Genomic DNA, 22,336 nt, shown 5'->3' with positions numbered 1-22,336 from the left:
CGTAGTCGGCGATGTAGAGGTCACCGGCGGTGCCCAGCACGACCGCGTGCGGGCCTTTGAGCTGGGCTGAGGTCGCCGGACCACCGTCTCCCCGGTAGGCCCCGGTCCCGTTGCCCGCGACGGTGGTGATCGTCCCGTCCGGGGTGATCTTCCGGACCCGGTTGTTGTAGTAGTCGGAGACGTACACAGTGCCCGTGCTGTCCACCGCCACGCCGAACGGTCCGCTCAACCGGGCGGCCGTGGCGGGGCCGCCGTCACCGGTGAAGCCGGCGGCACTCGTGCCGGCCACGGTGGTGATCGTCCCGTCGGGGGTGATCTTCCTGACCCGGTTGTTGCCGGCGTCCGCGATGTAGACGGCGTCCTCGCGGTCCACCGCGACTTCGCGCGGCGAGTTCAACTGGGCGGATGCGGCGGGACCGTTGTCGCCGCTGAACCCGGCACGGCCGGTTCCCGCGACCGTACTGATCCTGCCATCGGTCGTGATCTTCCGGACCCGGTGGCCGGAGAACTCGCAGACGTAGACAGTGCCGGTGCTGTCCACTGCCATCCCGTAGGGGCGGTTCAACTGTGCCGCGACGGCACGATCGTTGTCACCCGCGGACCCCGCTGCCCCCGTTCCCGCAACGGTGTTGATCGGAGGGGCGGACTGCTCGTCACCTGTGGGTGCCGCGTGGGCAGTACTCATCGTCTTCCCTTCGCCGTTTCACCGACCGCCCACTACAGGCGGTCATCATTCGACACCAGAAAGTCACAGGTCGATGAGGGTTGGCTAGATCACTTACGGGTGATTGGTGCGGGGCCCGGGACCGAGACCTCGAACCGCCTCGGGCGGTCGGTCCGAGCCCCCGCCCCAACTGGACGTTCCGTGTCACAAGAGGGGCGGCGCCCGGCGCGCGCCGTCTCCTGGCGCACCCCAACAGGCCGTGGGCACGAGGCTGTCGTGGAGTCGGCACCCTCATCCCCCCGGCGGGGGCGGTTGCCGGTACGGCCACCACGGGTGTGACGGCCGGAGGCGGAGAGCGAGGGTCCGCTCGCCGAGGCCGAGGCCGAGCCGTCGCGCCGGCGTTCAGACCTGCCCGCTCACCTCCAGTTCGCGCAGTTCGGCCGTGGCCTCCGCCTGCCTGGGGCTGTTGAGCCTGTGGAGTGCCTCGTGGGCGGTGAGCAGGGTCCGGCGGGCCTCGTCGTGGCGGGCCAGACGGCGCAGCACGATGCCGAGGTCGAGGCGGGTGGCCTCGGCCCAGGAGGCCATGTTCACGGTCTCGAAGATGTCCAGGGCCTGCCGCAGCGGCTCCTCGGCCTCGGCCCAGCGTGCCAGCGCCGCGAGGTCGTTGCCGATGTGCTGGAGGCTCGCCCCGAGATACACGGTGAACAGCTCGATGGGACGTCCGGGCTCCTCCGCCCGGCAGATCGCCTCGCTGCGCCGGTGGATGGCCAACGCCTCTTCGGCGCTGCCCGACTGACGGAGGTAACTGCCCAGCGTGTTCAGGGCGGTGAGCTCGGCGAGGCGCCCCTGCACGGAGGTCTGGCCGGCGAGGCTGTCGACGGCGTCCCGCAGCCGGGCCTTGGCCTCCTCGGTCCGGCCGAGGCGGTGCAGCGCCGACGCCCCGTAGCCCAGCGCCCAGCCGATCTCCAGTCGGTCCCCGATGTCACGGGCCGCCTCCAGCGCGGCCTCGGCGGTGACCAACGCGGCGCCCGGGTCGTGGACGCAGTTGTTGTAGGCCCAGGCAAGGAAGTTGAGGTGGACGGCCTCGTCCTGTCTGCTGCCCAGCGCGCGGGCCGCGTCGGCTCCGCACCTGAAGACCTCCACCCACAGCTCCCAGTGCTGGTTGAGGTCGGAGAACCAGTGCATGGCCCGGGCCGCGTCGATCACCTGCTGGTGCAGTCCCGTGTCCTTCGCCCGGTGCAGGGCCGCGAGCCATTGGGCACGCTCCGCCTCCAGCCAGGCGCGCGCCTCGTCGCGGTCCGCAGGAGCACCGGCTGGATCGGGATCGCCGTACGGCAGTTCCCGGTCCGGGTCGGCGTCGAAACGCAGCGCGGCTGCCGTGGCCCGGCGCAGCATCCACCGCGCGGTCCGGTCCAGTGCGGCGCCGGACACCTCGTCACCGTCCTCGACGCCTACCTGCTCGGTGGCGAAGAGCTTCAGGAGATCGTGGAAGTGGTAGCGCTCGGCGGCGGCGTCGGGCTGCAGCAATCCGGCGTCCGTCAGCTCCTCGGCGCACCGGGCCGCCTCGTCGGCGGGCACACCGGCCAGGAGGGAGGCGGTTTCCGGGCTGAAGTCGCCTCCGGCAGCCAGCGAGGCCCGGCGCAGCACAGTCCTGGCGGCCGGGCCCAACTGCCGGTAGGACGTGGCGAAAGCGGCCCGCACCTGGAGGTCCCCGGCCCGGAGCGTGTCCAGGCGGCGGCTCTCCCGGGCCAGTTGTGCGGCCAGCTTGCCGATGCGCTCGTGGGGCCGGCCGGCGAGGCGCTGCCCGGCGATCCGCACGGCCAGCGGCAGGAGTCCGCACAGGTCGGCGAGGTCGCGGGCGGCCTGGGCTTCCCGCCGTACCCGCTCGGGGCCGACGATGCGGCTCAGCAGCTCGACCGCCTCCTCCCGGCGGAGCAGGGTGAGGTCGGTCCGGTGGACCGATTCGAGACCTGCCAGGCAGTGGCGGCTGGTGATGACCGTCAGGCAGCGCCCGGCGCCGGGGAGCAGGGGGCGGACCTGGTCCTCGCCGGCCGCGTTGTCCAGCACCAGCAGCAGTCGCCGGTCCCGGAGCAGCGACCGCAGCAGTCCCGACCGGTCGTCGGTCGCGGCCGGGATCGCGCGCTCGGCCACGCCCACCGCCCGCAGCAGCGACGCGAGGGCGTCGCGCGCGCTGGTCGGCTCCGGGTCCATGCCGTGCAGATCGAGGACGAGCTGCCCGTCCGGGAAGTGCGGCGCGAGGTGGTACGCGGCGTGCACCGCGAAGGCGGTCTTGCCGAGACCGGGCTGGCCCGACACCACGCTGACCGCACAGCGGTCAGCGTCGGTGCGCTCGGCCAGGGCGAGCAGCCCGGCGAGGGCCGGACCGCGGGCGACGAAGTCGCTGACGTCACGGGGCAGGGCCAGCGGGCTGTGAGCGTGCGGCTCGGCGGCCGACCGCGGGCGGGGCCGCCCCCGGCGGGCGGCCCGCTCCAGTTCGGCGGCGCCCTTCTCGTCCAGGCCCAGCCCGGCGGCCAGGGCCTGCACGGTGCGCTGCTGCGGCCCTCGGGAGCGGCCGCGCTCCAGATCCGCCAGCGCGCGCACGCTCACCCCGGCGGCGTGGGACAGCCGCTCCTGGCTGAGTCCGGCGCGCGTGCGCAGGGTCAGCAGCAGCCGCCCGAACTCCTCCGCGACCGGTGCAGTGACCACGTCGAATACCCCCTGCTCAGCGCTGTCCAGCCTCGAACACCAGCTCCCCGGCAGAAGTATGACGGTCCATAACCCTGCCGGATGAACTGCCTGGTGGTCCCTGTGCTCCGGCTGATCAACTTGTCTCGTTCGCACGACAAGGCCGGCCCCGCGGAATCCCGGCACTGTCCGGGGGCGGCGGCTTCGGCGGCACGGTCCCGGCAGGTCGGACACCGGGGCGGCGTGATGCGAATCACGCCGTCGGTGCTCCCTCGAAGGAGAGAATCTCGTGGAAAGAGCCAACCACCTCGCCTACTGCCGGGCCGGCGTGCGGTTCTACGACCACCCTCCCGCCTCGCGGGCAGGTACGCCGTTCCCCGCCACCGGGCGCCCGGCCCCGGCCGGCTGGAAGCGCGTGGAGAACGGCTCCTGGGTGTACCTGAGCCCCGAGAACCTCCAACTCCCCGGCCAGGGCTGGAAGATCCATGTCTCGGCCACGTCCGAGGACGCGGCCGAGGTCATCGACACGGTGTGGGAGTACTGCCTGTCCCGCTCCCTGACCTTCAAGTTCCTCCCGAACTCACGGGTCCACCAGTCCACGAACGGGAAGTACGCACCCCGCGGCAGCAGCGGCAAGCTGATCACCCTCTACCCGGTCGACGACACCGAACTGAAGGACGTCCTCGAGGAACTGGGTCCCCTCCTCGCCGGCTACACGGGTCCGTACATCCTCAGCGACCTGAGGTGGCGGCAGGGGCCGCTCTACCTGCGCTACGGAGGCTTCGCCCGCCGCGAATGCCTGTCCGCCGACGGCGCCCGGACCGCGGCCGTCGCACGTCCCGACGGAGTGCTCGTACCCGACGAGCGGGCCCCCGTCTTCCAGATCCCCGAGTGGGCGCCGGTGCCCGGGTTCATCGCCGAGCAGATCGCCGCCGGTCACGCGTCGGCGGACGCACCGGCCTTCCCCTACACCATGGAGAAGGCCCTGCACTACTCCAACGGGGGCGGCATCTACCTCGCCACCGACAACACCACCGGCCGCCGGGTGGTCCTGCGGGAAGCCCGGCCGCTGGCCGGCCTGGACGGTGCGGGCGACGATGCGGTGACCCGGCTGCACCGGGAGGCGGCGACGCTGCGCCGCCTCGCCCACCTGGACAGCGTCCCCGCGCTGCTGGGCACCTTCACCGCGTGGGAGCACCACTTTCTGGTGCAGGAGTACATCGAGGGCCAGACCCTCCAGCAGTTCACAGCCACCGCCAACCCGTTGAACCGGCCGGGCCGGGACGCGCGGGAACGCCAGGAATACGTGAACACCGTGCTGGACATCCTGGAGCAGCTCGAACGTGTCCTGGACGCCGTCCACGCCACCGGAACCGTGTTCGGCGACCTCAGTCCCAGCAATGTGATGCTCCGTCCCGACGGACGCGTCGCCCTCATCGACTTCGAGATCGCCTACCGCCCCGGCACCGACGACGCCGAGCCCAGCATCGCCACCCCCGGCTTCGTCGCCGGGCACGCCGTCGGCTTCGACCGGGACCGTTACGCGCTGGACAGTCTGCGCCTGGCGCTGTTCCTGCCGCTCACCACGACACTGGACATCGACCCGGCCCGAGCCGCCCAGCTCGTGGAGGCGGCGTCCGGACTCTTCCCCCTGCCCGCCACGCTGACCGACCGCGTACGCGAAGCACTCACCCCGCCCGACATCACGACCCGCACCGACCGGGCGATACCCGATCTGTTCGCCGCCGCCGCGGACGCCCCCGGCTCGGCTCCGGCCCGCGAGCTGGAGCGGGCCCTGGCCACCGCGATACGGGCCGGCGCCACCCCCGGGCGCACCGACCGGCTCTTCCCCGGCGAGCCCGCCGCACTGCACGACGGCGGCCACACCCTCGCCCATGGCGCCGCGGGCGTCCTGTACGCGCTGACCGTCACCGGACACGAGACCGACCCCGGACACCACGAGTGGCTGTGGCAGGCCGCCCAGCGCGACGAGCAGCCGCGCCCGGGTCTGTACGACGGCCTGCACGGCGTCGCCCACACCCTGCATCTGCTCGGCCGGCCGGAGCAGGCCCTCGACGTGCTGAACCGGGCGATCGACGTCACCACCGGGGCGACACCGAGCGGGCTGCACGACGGCTTGGCGGGCATCGGACTGAACCTGCGTCATCTCGCGCGGGCCCTGGACATGCCCGGCCTGCACACCCGCGCCCTGCGGACCGGCGAGCGCCTGGCCACCCGGCTCACCGGGGTCACCCGGACCCCCGCCGTCCGCGCCGGACTCATGCGCGGCTGGAGCGGACCGGCCCTCTTCTTCCTCGGCCTGTACGAGGACACCGGCGAGACCCGCTGGCTGGACCTCGCCCGCCAGGCGATCCACCTCGATCTCGCCCATTGCCGGCGCGTGGGCACGGCACTCGCCCCCAGCGACAAGACCCGGCCGCTGCCCACCCTCGGAGGCGGCGCCGCCGGCATCGCCGTGGCCCTGACCGCCTACCTCGGGCACCGCCCCGAGGAGGAGCTGACCGGAACCCTGGACGCCCTGCACGCCGCTCTGGACATGGACTTCACCGTCCACAGCGGTCTCGTCGCCGGCCGGGCCGGTCTCGCCGCCGCCCTGGCCCACAACCGGGCGGCCGACCACGACCCGAGCCTGGCCGCCGCTCTGACGGCCCACGTCCGGGACCTGGCCTGGCACGCGCTTTCCCAGGACGGCGGCATCGCCGTCATCGGCGCCCAGAACATGCGCCTGTCCATGGACTTCGCCACCGGTACGGCGGGTGTCCTCCACGCCCTGCACACCGTCTCCGACGGCCTGCCCGTCCTGCCCTTGCTGCCCCGACCCGTCCGGAACGACCGAGAGGACCGAACATGACCGTCACCGCGACACCCAGAACCGCCGGTGAGGCGGCCCGGCGAAGACCGGGCACACAGGTCCGGGGCAAGTGGCCGTGAGCAGTCCCGGGTGCCGAGCAGTCCTGAACGGCTGCTGATCCCTGTTCACGACATCAGAAGCAACTCATAAGCACACAAGGAGACTTCACCATGAACGCGATCCTCGACCTCCAGATCCTCACCCCGCAGCCCGAGTCGGAGGAGCTGGACGGCGCCATCGGCCAGAGCAGCACCATCTGGTACTGCCACGTCGACGTGAACTAGTCGACGTCAACCAGTCGGGACAGACAGGGGCGGGCCGACGGCCCGCCCCTGTCTGCCGTCATTCGGCCGCCCGTCAGGAACATCTCGCCGACGACACCAACAGGCCGAAGGTCCTTCGCGACCCGCTCCGTCTCGACGCCTCCTGACGCCGCGGAGCCAGGTCGGTCGCCCGTCAGGGCTTTGCCCGGAAGCGAACGCAGCCCCTCCTGAGCCGGCGCTCCTTTCACGAACGCACATACTTGCTGAGTCTGCGATCGCCCGGCCCCATCGACCCCCTGTACGCCGGGATGGCCCCGCAGTTGACTCGAGGCCGTCCTCCCCGTGCGGCCATGCGAGTCGGCAGGCACGCCTGCGGGAGGCGGTTTGCGACTGAAGAAAGGCTGCCGTCGTGTCTCCATCGACTTTTCCCCCGGAGTCCGTACTTGATCTCGATGACACGCGGCTGAAGATCACGTCGTACCTGAGAAATTTCCTCGACCACAAGGCCCAGCGGGCGCTCACGGACGGGCTGCCGACGGAAGTAGCGACCGTGCTGAGCGATTTCATAGATGCCGGCGGAAAGCGGCTGCGTCCGTTGCTGTGCGCGGCGGGATGGCAGGCCGCCGGCGGGAGCGGGTTGCCGGAGCCCGTCGTCCGGACCGCTGCCGCGCTTGAGCTGTACCAGGCGTTCGCGCTCATACATGACGACGTCATCGACAGGAGCGCCACCCGCCGTTCCCGTCCTGCCGTGCACCGTGCGCTCGCCGATCGCCACGCGAAGACGGGAGCGGACGCTCATGTGGGGATGAGCGCCGCCATCCTCATCGGCAACATGGCCCTCACCTGGTCCGAGGAGTTGGTCACAGGGGCCGGGATATCCGCTGCTCGCCGGGGGCCCGTGTGCGAGGTGCTCGACGCGATGCGCGAGGAGATGCACTACGGCCAGTACCTGGACCTCATGGCGTCGCTCGGTTCTCTGGCCGACGTCGACACGTCTCTGACGGTCATCCGGTACAAGACGGCCAAATACACCATCGAACGTCCGCTGCACGCGGGAGCCGCGCTCGCCGGAGCTGGCCCGGCGCTGCGGCGTTCCCTCACCCGCTTCGCCCTGCCGCTGGGAGAGGCGTTCCAACTCCGGGACGACCTGCTGGGCGTCATGGGAGATCCGGAGGCTACCGGCAAGCCAGTCCTCGACGACCTGCGTGAGGGCAAGCGCACCGTCCTGCTCGCCCTGGCCGTCCAGCGCGCCGACTCCGCTCAACGGAACCTGCTGGAACGGCTGGTGGGAGACCGGTCGCTGGACGAAGACGGAGCCCTGCGAGTCCTCGAGGTACTGCGGGAGACACAAGCCGCCTCCGCCGTCGAGCAGATGATCAGCGAGCGCTACAAGAAGTCTCTCGCCGCACTCGAGGAGGCGCCGGTGCCCGCGGCCACGGCCGACGCGCTCCGGACCATCGCCTCCCTCGCCGTCGACAGGGACTCGTGACGATGCCGATCCTCCCGGACCGGCCCCGGAGCGACATCCGATGCGCGATCCTCGATCTGGACGGCACCTTGCTGCCCGGCGTCCTGGGAGCCCAGTACGTCCGCGACCTGCTGGACGACGGAGCGTGCCAGGACACCGCCGGACGGGCCTGTGCCGACGCCATCGGGCGCTACGCGGAGGCGGACACCGGCCGGGCCGAGATCATGGCCGAGGCGTACCGGCTCTACGCGGAGGCTCTGCATGGAACCCCCCGCGAGCAGGCCCGGCGCACGGCGGTGCGGACATGGCGGACCTGCCGCGGGCGGCTCTTCCCCTTCGTGCACGACCTGCTGGATCTGCTCCGCGCCCATCGCATCCGCGTGTACCTGGTCTCCGGCAACAGTGACCTGCTGATCCAGGAGGCCGTCCGCGACCTCGGACTCAGCGGAGGCAGAGGTGCGGTCACGGAAGTGAAGGACGGTCTGCTGACCCGTCGGCTCACGTGCGCTCCCGGTCTCCCCGGCGGCAAGAGCGCCGTCATGAGCGAACTGGTGGCGTCCGGTGAGGTGGACCCGGCCCGCAACCTCGCCATCGGGAATGCCGTGAACGACGCGGAGATCTTCGTCGGGTCCGGCGCCGTCATCGCCTTCGAACCCGACTCACCGCTGCGCGGCCTGGCGGCGGCCCACGGCTGGGCCGTGGCCGACCGCACGACCATCCTCCACACGAGCTCACTGCTGCTCAGCGCCGCGCCGCAGGACCGCTGAGTACCTGCCGGCGACGCCCGAAGGCGGAGCCGGTCACCGTCACACCGCGCCTCAGGACACCCCCTCCTCCGAGCACCCGAGGACGACCATGGACACAACCTTCGATTACCTCGTCGTCGGCGCCGGGTCCGCCGGCTGTGTCGTCGCCGCCCGCCTCGCCGGCGACCCGCGGGCGCGGGTCGGACTGGTGGAAGCGGGGGGCCCCGACCGCCATCCCGCCATCAAGGTACCGGCCGCGTTCTCCGCACTCATCGGGGGAAAGTACGACTGGGACTACCGCACCGCCCCGCAGCCCGGCCTCGCCGACCGGGTGATCCGCTGCCCCAGGGGGCGGGTGCTGGGCGGCAGTTCGTCCCTCAACGCGCAGGTCTACACCCGCGGGCATCAGGCGGACTTCGACTCGTGGGCGGCGGCCGGCAACGACGGCTGGTCCTACAAGGAGGTCGAGCCGTACTTCCGTCGCGCCGAGCACCGTACCGGCAGCAACGCGGCCGACGTCTACGGCACCGACGGCCCCCTCCACGTCCAGGACATCCGCAGCCCCTCCGCGGCGACGGCCGCGTTCCTCGACGCCTGCGCCGAGCTGGGGCACACACCGCTGGCCGAGCTGAACACGGCCGACACGACCGGGTACGGGCGGACCCCGGCGACCCAGCGCAGGGGCCGCCGCTGGAGCACCGCCGACGCTTACCTCCGTTCCGGCAAACACCCGAACCTGACCGTGCTGGACCGACTGCGCGTACGGCGCGTCATCGTACGGAACGGCCGCGCCCAAGGGATCGAGACCACCGATGCGAGGGGAAGACCCCGCACGCTGACGGCGACCCGCCGGGTCGTGCTCTGCGCCGGTGCCGTCAACTCGCCCCACCTGCTGATGCTGTCCGGCATCGGCGACCCGCGTCACCTGGCGGAACACGGCATCACCTGCACGACGGAGCTTCCCGGCGTCGGCCTGGGTCTGCAGGACCACCTTTTCGCTCCCCTGATCGTCCACTGCCCACAGCCGGTCACCCTTTCCTCGGCCCGCTCCCTGTCCTCCGTGGCGGATTACGCGCTGCGCCGCCGTGGCCCGCTGACGTCGAACGTGGCGGAGGCGGTCACCTTCCTGTCCAGCTCTCCGGCGATGTCCGCGCCCGACCTGGAAGTCAGCTTCCTGCCGGTGCCGTTCATCAACCACGGTCTGGAACCGCTGAACTGGCACGGGCTCACCATCGCCGCTGTCCTTCTCCAGCCGGATAGCAGCGGACGTGTGTCGCTCCGCTCGGCGTCGCCGGACCAGCCGCCCGCCATCGATCCGCGCTATCTGACCGACCCGGCCGGCGACGACCTGCGCCGCCTGGCCAAGGGCCTGCACATCGCCGACGAGCTGTTCCGAACCACGGCGTTGGCCCCCTTCGTCGGCAAGCGCTGGTACCGGGATCTCGACCTGCGCGACGCGGACAGCGTCGAGCACCACATCCGGCGTCACGCCGACACGGTCTATCACCCCGTCGGTACCTGCCGCATGGGCGACGACGACCACGCCGTGGTCGACCCCGGACTCCGTGTCCGGGGCGTCGAAGGACTCAGCGTCGTCGACGCCTCCGTCATGCCGCGCATCACCCGCGGACACACCCACGCGCCCACCGTCATGATCGCCGAACGCGCCGCCGACCTGATCCGGGCCCAGGACGCGTGAGCGTGCCGCCGCCCTCCCGCCGCCCGCCTCTGCGAGGTTCCCCATGCCACGCCCGCGTCTCAGGGACCTGCCCCTGATTCTCATGCAACGGCTTGCTCACCGGCCGTCGTTCATCGCGTTCATGCGCACCGCCATGGTGCCCGTCGACCGTTTCCTGCTCACCCGCACCTCGGGCCGCTACAGCTCGATCGGCAACACCAGTGCCTTCGCCCTGCTGCTGACCACCACCGGCCGACGCAGCGGCAAGCGACGGTCCACCCCGCTCTTCTACAAGCCGTACGGCGACGCCCTCGTCGTCGTCGCCTCCAACTTCGGCCGAAGGGAGCACCCCGCCTGGTCGGCCAATCTGCTGGCCGATCCCAGGGCGACCGTCACCCTCGGAAACCGCAGCCGTCCCGTCAGGGCCCGACTGCTCACCGGCGCCGAACACCACCTCGTCTGGAAGGAGTTCACGGCATTCGCCGCCGTCTACCAGAAGTACCTGGACAGCAGTCACCGAACGTTCCGCATCTTCTCCCTCGAACCCCAGGAGAGTGAGTGAGGCCATGAAAACGACCGTCACCTTCCCGAGCAACGGCCTCGAACTCGTCGGACACCTCCACACCCCGGACGGGCGCCAGGAGGGCACCCTCCCGGCAATCGTGATCTCGACGCCGTGGGGAGGAGTGAAGGAACAGGCGGCATCCGCCTACGCCGAGCGACTCGCGGCCAAGGGATTCGTCACTCTCGTCTTCGACGCCGCTTACCAGGGCGAGAGCGAAGGGCAGCCCCGGCTTCTGGAGACCCCCGGCCAGCGGGCCGAGGACATCCGCAGCGCCGTCTCCTTCCTGTCCACGCGCGGCGAGGTGGACCCGGAAAGCATCGGCGGGCTCGGCCTCTTCGCCTCTGGCGCCTACATGCCCTACGCGGCACAGACCGACCTGAGGATCAAGGCGGTAGCCGGGGTCTCTTCCGTGGACGTCGGCAGTATGTTCCGCGACGGCCTGTTCGGCGAACAAACCACAACGGCACTGCGTGCCTTGCTGGCCGAAGCGGGCCGGGCCCGAACCGAGGAGGCTCAGGGCAAGGACGTCCGGCTGCAACGCATCTTCCCGGCGACATGGGAGGAGATAGCGCCCCTGCCCGACCTCTTTCACGAGGTGTGGGAGTACTACGAGACCGAGCGCGGCGCCCATCCGCGCTCGACGAGCCGGTTCGTGCTCCGCAGCGTGGACCACCTCGTGCAGTTCGACCCTGCCTCGACGATGTATCTGCTCGCCCCCCGTCCTCTGCTGCTGATCGAGGGCAGCGAGTCCGCCGTCGCAAACCAGAGCCGCCGCCTTCTCGACATGGCTCAGGGCCCCAAAGAGCTGTTCTGGATCGACGGGGCCACGCACGTCGACCTCTTCGATCGCGAGGAGTACCTCACGCCCGCCACCGACAAGCTCGCCGATTTCTTCCACAAGAGCCTGAACATCTGACCGGTAGATCAGGAGGAACCACCATGACCAAGGTCTTCTTCATCACCGGCGCCGGCCGAGGACTCGGCCTCGACATCGCGAAGGCTGCCTTGGCCGCCGGGCATCGCGTGGTGGCCACCGCACGCGATTCTCACCGAGCGGCCACCAGCCTGGGTGGTCCGCGGGACGGCCTGCTGACGCTGCAACTCGACATCAGGGACAGCGGTGCCGCGGCGAAAGCGGTCGACTCCGCCCTGGAGGAATTCGGCCGGATGGACGTGCTCGTCAACAACGCCGCGAGCGTCCAGGTGGGCTACTTCGAGGAGGTGTCGCCGGCTCAGATGCGGCAGCAGATCGAGACGAATCTCTTCGGGCCCATGAACGTCACCCGCGCTGTCCTGCCGGTGATGCGCCGACAGCGCTCCGGCCACCTGGTGACCGTTTCGTCCTTCGTCGGACTGGTCGGTTTCGAGTTCGCCGCCGCCTACGTCGCGTCCAAGTTCGCTGTCGAGGGCTGGATGGAGACGCTGCGGGAGGAGGTGCGACCGTACGGCATCCGCGCCACGACCGTGGAACCCGGCTTCTTCCGCACGGGGCTGCTGTCCGAAGCCTCCACGAGTTGGACGGAAGCGGCGATCGACGACTATGCCGAACGCGGGACCGCCATGCGGCAGATGTTGCAGGAGGTGAACGGCCGACAGGTCGGTGATCCTGCGAAGCTGGCCGCCGCCCTGCTGAGGATCACCGAGATGGACGAGCCGCCATCGCGCTTCATTGCGGGAGCGGACGCCACCGAGGCGGTCGAAGCCCTGGGGCGGCAGATCCTCGAACAGGTGCGGGCCTCACGGGAACTGGCCCCGGACCTCGCGCACGAGGCCCCCTGAGGGCAGGCGCCTCGACCCCGTCGGCCGCGAGGGCCACTCGCGGCCGACGCCTCGTTCCTCAGGTCGCGCTCACGTCGTCCGAGTCGTGTGACGCCTCCCCGGTGAGAGCCAGAGCCTCTTCCAGCAGCACGTCGACTATGCGGGACTCGGGGACGGTCCTGACGACCTCCCCCTTGCGGAAGATCTGGCCTTTGCCGTTGCCGCAGGACACGCCGAGGTCGGCCTCACGGGATTCACCCGGGCCGTTGACCACACAGCCCATCACGGCGACCCGCAGGGCGTGCGGGAATCCCTCGAAGGCCGCTTCCACCTGTGCTGCCAGTCTGTGCAGGTCCACCTGGAGACGGCCGCAGCCGGGGCAGGAGACGATCTCCAGTCGCCGCGGGCGCAGTCCGAGCGAGGCCAGGATCTGGCAGCCCGCCTTGACCTGGTCGACGGGCGGAGCCGACAGCGACACCCGGATGGTGTCGCCGATGCCCTCCGCGAGCAGTACTCCGAAGGCCACAGCGGACTTGATCGCGCCCTGGAACGCGGGTCCGGCCTCCGTCACGCCCAGGTGGAGCGGGTAGTCGCAGTGCTCGGCGACCAGCCGGTTGGCGGCGATCACCGTGAGCGGGTCGTGGTGCTTGACCGCGATCTTCAGGTCGGTGAAGCCGTGCTCCTCGAACAGAGAGCACTCCCAGAGCGCCGACTCCACCAGCGCCCGAGGCGTGGGACCGCCGTGCTTGTCCAGCAGACGCCGGTCCAGGGAACCGGCGTTGACGCCGATACGGATCGGCACTCCGGCGTCGGTGGCGGCCCTCGCGATCGAGCCGACCTGATCGTCGAACCGGCGTATGTTGCCAGGGTTCACCCGGACTCCCGCGCAGCCCGCGTCGAGGGCGGCGAACACGTAACGCGGCTGGAAGTGGATGTCCGCGATCACGGGTATCGGCGAACGAGCGACGATCCGCGGGAGTGCCTCGGCGTCGTCGGCGGACGGGACAGCGACGCGGATGATGTCGCAGCCGGCGGCCGTGGCCTCGGCGATCTGCTGGAGGGTGGCATCCACGTCCGTCGTCGGTGTAGTGGTCATGGTCTGCACGCTGATGGGCGCCCTTCCTCCCACCGGCACCCGACCGACGTGGATCTGTTTCGCGCGCCGCCGGGGTGGTCCCGGCGGGGGCGGGGCGGGGAGCCCCAGGTCGATGGGCGGCACGGAAGCCTCCTTGGTCCACTGAGTGATGATCACGAACTGTGCGGTCGCGTGACCGACGCGCCCCGGCGCGGCCGGTCAGGCGCGGCAGCGGTGACGAAGACCGGCATACGCGTCCCTCACCGCGGCGGCGATGGACGGCGCGTCGAGGCCGTTCTCCGCCAGCAGCGCGCCCCGCGACCCGTGTGCCACGAAAGCGGCGGGAAGACCCAGCGGCAGCACGGGGGCGGTCACACCGGCGCAGCGGCAGGAGTCGGCCAGCTCCCAGCCGAACCCGCCTCGGACGATGCCGTCCTCCACGCTCACCACGAGCCTGTGGCTTCGGGCCATTTCCACCAGCGGCAGCGGAACCGGCAGCACCCAGCGGGGATCCACCACGGTCACGCTCAGCCCGTGTCCCTCCAGCAGACGCGCGGCCTGCAGGGCGACACCGGCCAGCGGACCCACGACGGCGAGGAGGACATCTGAAGCCCGCCCTCGGCTCAAGACATCGACGCCACCTCGGCGCATTCGCGCGGCCACGGCAGGCCCGGTGTTCGCTTTGGGCATGCGGACGACGGTCGGACCAACATCGTGGTCGACCGCCTCCCGGAGCTGTTCGACCAGTTGCTCCGCGTCCCGGGGCGCTGCGAGACGCAGGCCCGGTACGGCACCGAGCAGGCTGATGTCCCACAGACCGTGGTGGGAGGGCCCGTCCGGTCCCGTGATGCCCGCCCGGTCCAGTACGAGAGTGACTGGCAGCCGGTGCAGGGCCACGTCCATCAGGACCTGGTCGAAAGCACGGTTGAGGAAGGTGGCGTAGATGGCGACCACCGGATGCGCGCCACCCATGGCCAGTCCGGCGGCCGACGTGACCGCGTGCTGCTCGGCCATGCCGACATCGAAGACACGTCCGGGGAACAGGTCCGCCATACGGTCCAGGCCGGTGGGCCGCACCATCGCCGCGCTGATCGCCACGACCTCCGGGCGTGCGGCGGCCAGCTCGGCGAGAGCTTCACCGAACACGCTGGTCCAGGAAACGGCGTCGCCGCCGCGCGTTCCCGGCGGGGTGGCGGCTCCGACCGCGTGCAGGCGGTCCGCCTCGTCCTTCTCCGCGGGCGGATATCCCTTGCCCTTCACGGTCACGACGTGCACGAGGGCCGGACGCTTCAGGTCTCGCGCGGCACGCAGCGCCTGCTCGACGGCGGTCACATCGTGACCATCGACGGGACCCGTGTAGGCGAAGCCCATGTCCGTGAAGAGATTGCGGTCCCTGCCCACGCCGGTGCGCAGGGCGGCCAGGTGAGCGGCCCATCCACCCACCGTGGGCGCGTAAGAGCGCCCGTTGTCGTTCAGGACGACGATCACGGGGGAGCCAGTCGTGCGCCCCAGGTTGTTCAGCGCCTCCCAGGCCATGCCTCCGGTGCACGCACCGTCGCCTATGACGGCCACCACCGTGCGGTCCCGTTCCCCCGCCAGCAGACGAGCTTTGGCCAGTCCATCGGCGTACGAGAGCGCCGTTGAGGCGTGGGAGTTCTCGACCAGGTCGTGCACCGACTCCGCTCGCGAGGGGTACCCGGACAGCCCGTGACGCTTCCTCAGCGAGGCGAACCGGCCGGCGCGGCCCGTCAGCGCCTTGTGGACATAGGTCTGGTGGCCGGTGTCGAAGAGCAGCGTGTCGTGTGGCGACCGGAACACCCGGTGCAGTGCCAGGGTGAGTTCCACCACGCCGAGATTGGGTCCCAGATGGCCACCGGTCTCGCTGACCACATCCACCAGGAACGACCGTATGGTCTCCGCCAGCGCCTGCAGCCGCTCCGTCGGCACCCCGCGAACGGACTCAGGCCCCTGGAACCGGGCCAGTCGCGCGCCCGGTTCGTCAGGCAACTCCGACATGGCACTCACCCTTCCTCGAGGGAACTCGGACAACGGCATCGCGTCGGCCGTTCGGCAGCGTCTCGTCAGTCCAGCATCGGGTTACCAGGGAAGTCAGCGGCTCCCTCCGTCCGGCAGATAGCATTTTGTGCAACCTTGTGAATTCTTTGTCTTTCGGCCCTGCGCCCGCCCTTTGTCATGACAGTGCATCGCCGGGGCAGGGGCGGTGAGTGACCTCTTTCCCTTTTCCCGGGCGAGCGGTATGGAAATTTATATGACGCACGGTCGCGCCAGCCGCTCATGGGCGAAGTCGGTTTTGAGCCTCCAGGGAGGGAAAATGGCCACCGTCCCGAAGAATTACGGACTGCAGAGCATCCTGCGAGCCGCCGACTGGGGTCCGGTGCAACTGGCCCAGGCAATTCGCAAGCTCGCGGCCGAAGACGGGGTCGCCCTGTCATGCCATCACACGACAGTCCGGCGCTGGCTCAACGGAACGCGCCCCAGGCCCCCCTATCCCGAGCTCATCCTGGAGTGCCTCTCCAGGCGCCTGGGCAGACGCGTCACCGCCCGCGAAGCCGGCCTCAGCAGCGCACCCGTGGTCATAGCGGGGCCTTCATGGACGGCCGATCCGTTGCACAGGCTTGCCCGGCTCACCAGAGCCGAACTCGATCCGAACCAACCGCTGTCGGAGGGCAACGGCGTCTACACGCTCGCGGCCTTGACTCCGCCGGCGATCGACTCGTTCCTGGCCGCCGAATTCTCGCCACGCGGTGTCAGCTTCGAAGCGGACGGTATGGCCGACATGGGTGCGCTGTTCGCGGCAGGGGCCGACCGGCACGGCGGACGACACACGATCGTCGCACTCAGCGCCTACGTGGCGCACGAGGTGCTGCCCCGGCTGAGCGCCCCCATCCGCCCGCCGGCGCGCCCCGCGCTTCTCTCGTCCGCCGCCCGGCTCACACTGCTGCTCGGCAACATGTCCATCGACAGCGGTCACGACGCGACAGCGCAGCAGTACCACCTGATCGCCGCCCGGCTCGCCGCCGAGGCGGGCGATGAAGCCGCTCTCGCCATCTCCCTGCGGGCCATGGCCGCGCACGCCTACGGCCGTGGTCATCACACGGCGGTCGTCCTCCGGCTCGCCGAGCTCGCCGACCGCCATGCGCCGCTCGCTGTGCGCGCCTACACCGAGAGCCAGTTGGCGGTCATCCTCGCCCATCACGATCAGCGAGCGGCATCGATCACTCTCTCAAGAGCCGAGAGATCACAGGCCCGCGCCCCCAGAGAGGTCGTGGGGCCGTTCGACAGTTACCCCACGTCCGCCCTGTACTACCAGCAGGCCGAGGCGCTGGCGGTGATGGGCGACCACGAGGGGGCCGTCTCGGCGCTGAACACCTCGCTACGGCTGCGGGCCCCTGCGGAAGTGTTACCCGGCGCGCTCACCAGAGCCAGACTGGCCGAAATGCATTTCAAGGTCGGTAAGATCGACCAGGCTGTCGACATCTGGGAGATCTTTATCCGGCACTACCCCGAGTTTCGATCCGCGAAAGCGACGAAGGCCATTCAGTTGGCGCACCGTCTACTGCGTCCCCATGGGCGTCATCGTCGGGCTGCCGTACTCGATCAGCGGATACGGTCGCTCCTGGAGGTGTCCTCGTAGACACCGTGCACCGTGTGTCACAGAGCCGCAGCGGATGTCCCGGCAGGACTCGGTGAACATCGCCCCGAATTTCGGCGGCGAATACATAGTCGGCTGGATCTTGCATGAGTGCATCATCCCAGCGGCCAGGTATTCTCGCCACACATGAGCCAAGCTAGGCGCTCGGCGATTTCAGCGGAGGCGGAGCGTACCGCGCCAGTATGTGATGCAAGGTGGAGGCAAATGACTTGGGGCTGGACCGGAAGGCCAGATGGTGGCCGCAGAACTCGATGCATGGACAGCCCAACCGCTCGGCGAGCAGGCGTGCTGCACGTGCGTAGTAGGCGTCCCTGCTGGCGCGGCCCACGCCAGTGACGACCGGCACCCCACTGGCCCGAATGCGATCGAGGTCGGGGACGTACGTAGTGAAGGGCAGCAGCTCCCGGAGGAGGAAGTGGTCGAATCCGGGCGGGACACGTCGGACAGGGGGACGGCCCTGCGGGGCGCGTGGGCGCTCGGGCCCGTTGATTCCCTTGAGAGCCGAAAAAAAGCTTTCGGTGGCCGTAGGCACGCCTTGGTCGAAGACGGCGTCGCGAACGCCATGCACGTACGCGAGCCAGTCCTCGGCGTCCGGCAGAACCGTCACCGTGGGCGGCTCGTGGGCCACCAGGGCTGCGACCGCCTCGTTGTACCGGGTCGCCAGCTCGAGACCGATGACGGCACCCCCGCTGCTGCCGAAGACGTACGCCTGCTCGTATCCGGCGGCATGGACGACCGCGAGTGCATCGCGGGCCTGTTGCGCGATGTCCATGTCGGCCTCGGTGTCTCCGGTGCTGCGTGCGGTGGCGCGTCGGTCATAGCTGAGCAGCGTGTAGGTGGGGGCCAGGATTCGCGTGACTGGACGATGGCGCGCCGCGTCGCCGCCGGCCCCGGCGATCATCAGCAGAGGCGGCCCGCTGCCTCGGACCTCGTAGACGATGTTCGCGCCTTCGCTGCACACGGAGGCCGTTCGTACGACCGGGAACTCGCGACCTGTCATGCGCGCGTCGTCCTGGTCGCGCTTTCCCGGGCTTCGGCCTGTTTGACCCCCGAGACGAAGAGCCAGCGCCGGGGCACCACGGCCAGGTCGAGCTGGGTGAAGGCGGTCCGCAGACCCGCGAGGAGCGCTCCCGAGCCGAGGGCCAAGTCGCTGAGTCCGGTGGCGCCCTCCACGAACACCGAGTACGTGCACAGAGCCTCCCAGTCGGCCCGCGACCACGCGTACACGACCTCCTCGATCCTGATCCGCGAGAACCCTGCCTGGGTGAACAGGTCCTCGTGGTCCTGCGGCGTAAGAGTCTGAAGCGCCACCGGCCTGTCCCGCCGCAGCACGAGATCGCTGCCCTCTTTCCTCAGGTGGGCGCGTGCGCCGTGGAGCCACCGGGCGTAGAACAGCCGGGTCTCGGGAAGGACGGCTCCTTCGTAGAACAAGGTGTTGAGCGCGCAGCGGCCGCCTGGTGTGAGCAGTCGGTGGCAGCCGTCGAGCACGGACGGCCGCTCGGCCGCGGGGATCTGATGCATGACGTTGCTGAGCACCGCGACATCCACGCGGCCGACCAGCGAGTCCAGGTCCTGAGCACGGCCCTGGACGAAGCTCACCCTCGGGTCCGACAGCCGCTTCCGCGCGATGGCCAGCTCGTGCTCCGAGGGGTCGATCCCGACCACGGAACCGGAGTGCGACGTACGGCCGAGGATGAGTTGGGTGGCCAGTCCCGAACCGCATCCGATGTCGGCGACGACATCGTCAGCGTGCGGCGCACAGGCGTCGACCAGGCGCCGGGTCACCTCGGCGTACAAGGGTCGACGTGACATGGCGTCGAACTCGTATCCGTGGACGAAGGTCATTGCTCTTCCCCGTTCAGGCCGGCTTCTGTGCCCGCGAGGCAGCCTGCTTGTGGGCGACGTACCGATCGATGTCCTTGAGCGTCCCGAAATTCTCCGGGACGATGTCGCGGTCGGCCACCAGGATGTGGAACGTGTCCTCAAGATGTGCGACCAGGGAGAGCAGGCCGAGAGAGTCGAGGGCTCCCGACTCCATCAGCGGCAGATCATCCGTGAGATCGTCCGCAGCACCTTCCCAGACAAGGTTCTCCAGGATGAACTTCCTTACGTCGTCGGAGATGTCACGCATCAGGACTCTCCTCCATCTCTGTCTTCAGCCGACGGTGATCGATCTTCCCTGTGCTGGTCCTGGGTAGCGAGGACATGTTCCGCAACTGCCAGGGGACCATGTAGCCCGGCAGCACGCTGCGACAGTGAGCGATCAACTGGGCGGTTGTCGCCTCCTCGCACAGCACCACGAACGCAGCGATGAGGTTGCCGAACGCCTCGTGCGGCACGGCGACTGCGGCGCATTCCAGGACTGCCGGATGACTTGCCACAGCCTGTTCCACCTCGCCGAGCTCGACCCGGTAACCCCGCGTCTTGATCTGAGAGTCGCGCCTGCCGATGAAGTGCCAGCAGCCCTTGCCGTCCCGGAAAGCCAGGTCGCCGGTGTGGTAAGCGGGAGTATCCGGCTGGTCGGGCGCGGGCCGCAGCGCCCGCGCCGTGCGGTCGGTGTCCCCGAGGTAACCGCGCATCACGGTCGGTCCGCGCACGCACAATTCCCCAGCCTCGCCGACATCAGCCAGGCGCCCCTCGTCGGTCACGGCGCACAGCTCCACTCCGGGCAGTGCTGTGCCGATGGGCAACGCTGTGCAGTCCCGCGGAAGAGGGCGGGGCACTGGAAAATAGGTGCAGACATTCGTCTCGGTGGGGCCGTAGAGGTTGTAGAAGCGTGCGGTGGGCAGCACTTCCATGGCCCGCCTGAGCTGGGCAACGGGATACGGCTCACCAGCGAAGAGAGCCAGCCGCAGAGCGGGAAGGTCGCCGGCACGCAGTTCGCCTCGTGTCACCATCAGGTTCAGCGCCGAGGGCACCGAGTACCAGATCGTGATCCGCCGGTCGCGAATGAACCGGGCCAGCGTCATGGGGAAGGCGGCAGCCCCCGCAGGCACAGGCACCACCGCCGCCCCAGCCCACGCAGCACCGAACACGTCGAATACGGAAAGGTCGAAATGGAGCGGAGCGTGATTGGCAAGCCGGTCCTCCGCGGTGACACCGAATTCCTGGGCTGCCCATCGCACGAATGCGAAAGCGTTGCGATGGGAGATCATCACTCCCTTGGGGGAGCCGGTCGAGCCGGAGGTGTACAGCACATAGGCCAGATCGTCCGGGCGGACCTCCACCGTCGGAGGGCGGCCGGGCATCGGAGCCGCGGCTCGCGGCGACACCACCTGGGAGACGGGCGAATCGTCTCCGCCGAGGTCAGCCAGCAGCCGGCTGGTATCCCGCCGCGCCGCCAACACCACGCGGATCCCCGCGTCAGCCACGATGGTGCGCAACCGCGCGGTCGGAGCGTTCAGCGGCAACGGTACGTAAGCGGCGCCGGTCTTGAGAGTCCCGTAGACACCGAGGAGAGCCTCCGCCGTCCGTGGCAAGCAGAGTCCCACCCGGTCGCCGGGCCTCACCCCCAAGGAGAGCAACAGGTGGGCCACTTGGTTGGCACGTAAGTCCAGCTCTGCGTAGTCCGTGGTGCCGTGCTCATCGATGACGGCGGTAGCTTGAGGGGCGCGTGCGACTTGGTCGACGATCAGCCTATGCAGTAGGTCGGACATGCGTCACAGCCCCATCATGCGTGCGATGACGACTCGCTGGATGTCGGACGTGCCGGAATAGATGCGGCTCGCCAGAGCATCCCGCACGTCCCGTTCCTGCGAGGTGCCGGACATGTAGGCGTACGCGCCGTGGGTGGTGAACGCCGCCATGCTGGACTCGACCAGCGCCTCACTCAGGAACAGCTTCACAATGGAGGACTCCGGTCCCGTACGCCTGCCCTGGTCCTTCAGCCACGCCAAGCGGTACAGCAGCAGTCGGGCCGCTTCCAGCCGCACCCGCATGTCCGCGATGCGATGGGCGACCGCCTGGTTCCGGCCGATCGGCTCGCCGGATCGCGTATGGCCACGCGCGTGTGCCACCGATTCCTCCAGTTGACGGCGCATGGTGCCGAGAGCCGTGGCCATGATGAAGCTGCGCTCCCACTCCATGGTCGTGTGGAACACGGTTGCTCCCGCCCCGGGACCACCCAGCAGCGCCGAGGCAGGCACCCGGCAGTCCGACAGCACCACTTCACTCATGGGAGACGAGGCGAGGCCCAGCTTCGCGAACGGCTCACCCACGGACAGACCCGGTGCGGTGCGCTCGACGATGAAGGCACCCAGGCCACCGAGACCGGCGCCGTGACTCGTGCGAGCGAGCACCACGAACACATCAGCGACAGGCGCGTTGGTGATGAAGGTCTTGACTCCATCGAGGACATAGCCGTCACCATCTCGTCTTGCGGTGGTGCCGACGGCGAGTGCGTCCGAACCGGACCCGGACTCCGTGACCGCTTGCACGCCGATCATGGACCCGTCACAGAGCGAGGACAGGTAGCGGTCCTTCTGACGTGGGTCGCCGAAGCGCCACACCGGCAGTGCGCACGACCACATGTGGGCACCCAACGAGAACAGCAACCCGCTGTCGGGGCAGCCGTAGCCCAGTTCCTCCAGCATCAGCACAGTAGTCAGCAGGCTGGCGCCCTGGCCGCCGTACTCGGTGGGGAACGGCATTCCCTGCACGCCGAATTTGGCGCAACGTTGCCATCTTTCACGGAAAAGGGATCCACCCTGGACCGACGCCGAACGGCTGAGCTCGCTCCGGGCGAATCGATCGGTCTCCTCGCGCAGTTGCTCTTGTTCGGAGGTCAGCGTGAAGTCCACCTGCCGCCCTTTCCGCGTCACACGTGAGTGTCGTCGGAGCCTCCGGTACTGCCGGAGCGCACCCAGGCACCGTCAAACGATCCGGGTGCA

At 69.7% G+C, this 22,336-nt stretch carries 17 protein-coding genes; 8 read left to right on the top strand and 9 right to left on the bottom strand.

What is annotated here, in order from left to right:
* Positions 1–547: NHL domain-containing protein (locus tag ACZ3HQ_RS07215; RefSeq protein WP_467508707.1), on the bottom strand; the 547-nt coding region annotated here is incomplete at its 3' end.
* Positions 548–1,066: 519 nt separating this feature from the next.
* Positions 1,067–3,370: a helix-turn-helix domain-containing protein gene (locus tag ACZ3HQ_RS07210; RefSeq protein ID WP_467508706.1), complete on the bottom strand. Its 2,304-nt coding sequence runs from the start codon at positions 3,368–3,370 to the stop codon at positions 1,067–1,069.
* Positions 3,371–3,638: 268 nt separating this feature from the next.
* Here ACZ3HQ_RS07210 and lanKC point away from each other — a divergent pair, with 268 nt between their 5' ends.
* The 7 genes from lanKC to ACZ3HQ_RS07175 all read left to right on the top strand — a co-directional run bounded on the left by lanKC (position 3,639) and on the right by ACZ3HQ_RS07175 (position 12,720).
* Positions 3,639–6,221: a class III lanthionine synthetase LanKC gene (gene lanKC, locus ACZ3HQ_RS07205; protein ID WP_467508705.1), complete on the top strand. Its 2,583-nt coding sequence runs from the start codon at positions 3,639–3,641 to the stop codon at positions 6,219–6,221.
* Between the two features lie 672 nt (positions 6,222–6,893).
* Positions 6,894–7,973, top strand: coding sequence for a polyprenyl synthetase family protein (locus ACZ3HQ_RS07200; RefSeq protein ID WP_467508704.1), 1,080 nt, complete (start codon positions 6,894–6,896; stop codon positions 7,971–7,973).
* Between the two features lie 2 nt (positions 7,974–7,975).
* Complete coding sequence (locus tag ACZ3HQ_RS07195; protein WP_467508703.1) at positions 7,976–8,719, top strand: HAD family hydrolase; 744 nt, start codon at positions 7,976–7,978, stop codon at positions 8,717–8,719.
* Between the two features lie 88 nt (positions 8,720–8,807).
* Positions 8,808–10,397 (top strand): GMC family oxidoreductase, encoded by a 1,590-nt coding sequence (locus tag ACZ3HQ_RS07190; protein ID WP_467508702.1) that lies wholly within the window; start codon positions 8,808–8,810, stop codon positions 10,395–10,397.
* 121 nt (positions 10,398–10,518) lie between these two features.
* Positions 10,519–10,938, top strand: a complete 420-nt coding sequence (locus tag ACZ3HQ_RS07185) for a nitroreductase family deazaflavin-dependent oxidoreductase (protein ID WP_467508701.1) — start codon at positions 10,519–10,521, stop codon at positions 10,936–10,938.
* Between the two features lie 4 nt (positions 10,939–10,942).
* Positions 10,943–11,857 (top strand): alpha/beta hydrolase, encoded by a 915-nt coding sequence (locus tag ACZ3HQ_RS07180; RefSeq protein WP_467508700.1) that lies wholly within the window; start codon positions 10,943–10,945, stop codon positions 11,855–11,857.
* Between the two features lie 23 nt (positions 11,858–11,880).
* Complete coding sequence (locus tag ACZ3HQ_RS07175; protein WP_467508699.1) at positions 11,881–12,720, top strand: SDR family oxidoreductase; 840 nt, start codon at positions 11,881–11,883, stop codon at positions 12,718–12,720.
* A 58-nt stretch (positions 12,721–12,778) separates the two neighbouring features.
* Here ACZ3HQ_RS07175 and ispG read toward each other — a convergent pair whose 3' ends face one another.
* The gene (gene ispG, locus ACZ3HQ_RS07170) at positions 12,779–13,918 is read right to left on the bottom strand and encodes a flavodoxin-dependent (E)-4-hydroxy-3-methylbut-2-enyl-diphosphate synthase (protein ID WP_467509055.1); all 1,140 of its coding nucleotides are present in this window, start codon (positions 13,916–13,918) and stop codon (positions 12,779–12,781) included.
* A 75-nt stretch (positions 13,919–13,993) separates the two neighbouring features.
* Positions 13,994–15,790: a 1-deoxy-D-xylulose-5-phosphate synthase gene (locus ACZ3HQ_RS07165; protein ID WP_467508698.1), complete on the bottom strand. Its 1,797-nt coding sequence runs from the start codon at positions 15,788–15,790 to the stop codon at positions 13,994–13,996.
* A gap of 316 nt (positions 15,791–16,106) precedes the next feature.
* On the opposite strand from ACZ3HQ_RS07165, the gene ACZ3HQ_RS07160 reads away from it, so the two are divergent.
* A complete protein-coding gene (locus ACZ3HQ_RS07160; RefSeq protein WP_467508697.1) occupies positions 16,107–17,429 on the top strand; it encodes a hypothetical protein in 1,323 nt (440 codons plus the stop codon).
* Between the two features lie 154 nt (positions 17,430–17,583).
* Here ACZ3HQ_RS07160 and ACZ3HQ_RS07155 read toward each other — a convergent pair whose 3' ends face one another.
* From ACZ3HQ_RS07155 to ACZ3HQ_RS07135, 5 genes are read right to left on the bottom strand one after another with little or no spacing between them, the layout of a single operon-like run.
* A complete protein-coding gene (locus ACZ3HQ_RS07155; protein WP_467508696.1) occupies positions 17,584–18,447 on the bottom strand; it encodes an alpha/beta fold hydrolase in 864 nt (287 codons plus the stop codon).
* On the bottom strand, positions 18,444–19,292 hold the full coding sequence (locus ACZ3HQ_RS07150) for a class I SAM-dependent methyltransferase (RefSeq protein ID WP_467508695.1): 849 nt from the start codon (positions 19,290–19,292) through the stop codon (positions 18,444–18,446). Before ACZ3HQ_RS07150 ends, ACZ3HQ_RS07155 begins: the two co-directional genes overlap by 4 nt.
* Before the next feature lie 13 nt (positions 19,293–19,305).
* On the bottom strand, positions 19,306–19,578 hold the full coding sequence (locus tag ACZ3HQ_RS07145) for an acyl carrier protein (RefSeq protein WP_467508694.1): 273 nt from the start codon (positions 19,576–19,578) through the stop codon (positions 19,306–19,308).
* Positions 19,571–21,103: an amino acid adenylation domain-containing protein gene (locus tag ACZ3HQ_RS07140; protein WP_467508693.1), complete on the bottom strand. Its 1,533-nt coding sequence runs from the start codon at positions 21,101–21,103 to the stop codon at positions 19,571–19,573. The genes ACZ3HQ_RS07145 and ACZ3HQ_RS07140 overlap by 8 nt, the downstream gene beginning before the upstream one ends.
* Before the next feature lie 3 nt (positions 21,104–21,106).
* Complete coding sequence (locus tag ACZ3HQ_RS07135) at positions 21,107–22,246, bottom strand: acyl-CoA dehydrogenase family protein (RefSeq protein ID WP_467508692.1); 1,140 nt, start codon at positions 22,244–22,246, stop codon at positions 21,107–21,109.
* Positions 22,247–22,336: the final 90 nt, after the last annotated feature.

The organism is Streptomyces sp. NPDC018263 (assembly GCF_055562575.1).
This window is presented reverse-complemented; position numbering and strand designations above follow the sequence as displayed.

What these genes read in the sequence shown, in the direction of transcription:
- ACZ3HQ_RS07195 (WP_467508703.1), top strand. Translation starts at nt 7,976, where the DNA reads ATGCCGATCCTCCCGGACCGGCCCCGGAGCGACATCCGATGCGCGATC.
- ACZ3HQ_RS07155 (WP_467508696.1), bottom strand. Translation starts at nt 18,447, where the DNA reads ATGACAGGTCGCGAGTTCCCGGTCGTACGAACGGCCTCCGTGTGCAGC.
- ACZ3HQ_RS07145 (WP_467508694.1), bottom strand. Translation starts at nt 19,578, where the DNA reads ATGCGTGACATCTCCGACGACGTAAGGAAGTTCATCCTGGAGAACCTT.
- ACZ3HQ_RS07150 (WP_467508695.1), bottom strand. Translation starts at nt 19,292, where the DNA reads ATGACCTTCGTCCACGGATACGAGTTCGACGCCATGTCACGTCGACCC.
- ACZ3HQ_RS07160 (WP_467508697.1), top strand. Translation starts at nt 16,107, where the DNA reads ATGGCCACCGTCCCGAAGAATTACGGACTGCAGAGCATCCTGCGAGCC.
- ACZ3HQ_RS07140 (WP_467508693.1), bottom strand. Translation starts at nt 21,103, where the DNA reads ATGTCCGACCTACTGCATAGGCTGATCGTCGACCAAGTCGCACGCGCC.
- ACZ3HQ_RS07175 (WP_467508699.1), top strand. Translation starts at nt 11,881, where the DNA reads ATGACCAAGGTCTTCTTCATCACCGGCGCCGGCCGAGGACTCGGCCTC.
- ACZ3HQ_RS07165 (WP_467508698.1), bottom strand. Translation starts at nt 15,790, where the DNA reads ATGTCGGAGTTGCCTGACGAACCGGGCGCGCGACTGGCCCGGTTCCAG.
- ACZ3HQ_RS07185 (WP_467508701.1), top strand. Translation starts at nt 10,519, where the DNA reads ATGCGCACCGCCATGGTGCCCGTCGACCGTTTCCTGCTCACCCGCACC.
- ACZ3HQ_RS07180 (WP_467508700.1), top strand. Translation starts at nt 10,943, where the DNA reads ATGAAAACGACCGTCACCTTCCCGAGCAACGGCCTCGAACTCGTCGGA.
- ACZ3HQ_RS07190 (WP_467508702.1), top strand. Translation starts at nt 8,808, where the DNA reads ATGGACACAACCTTCGATTACCTCGTCGTCGGCGCCGGGTCCGCCGGC.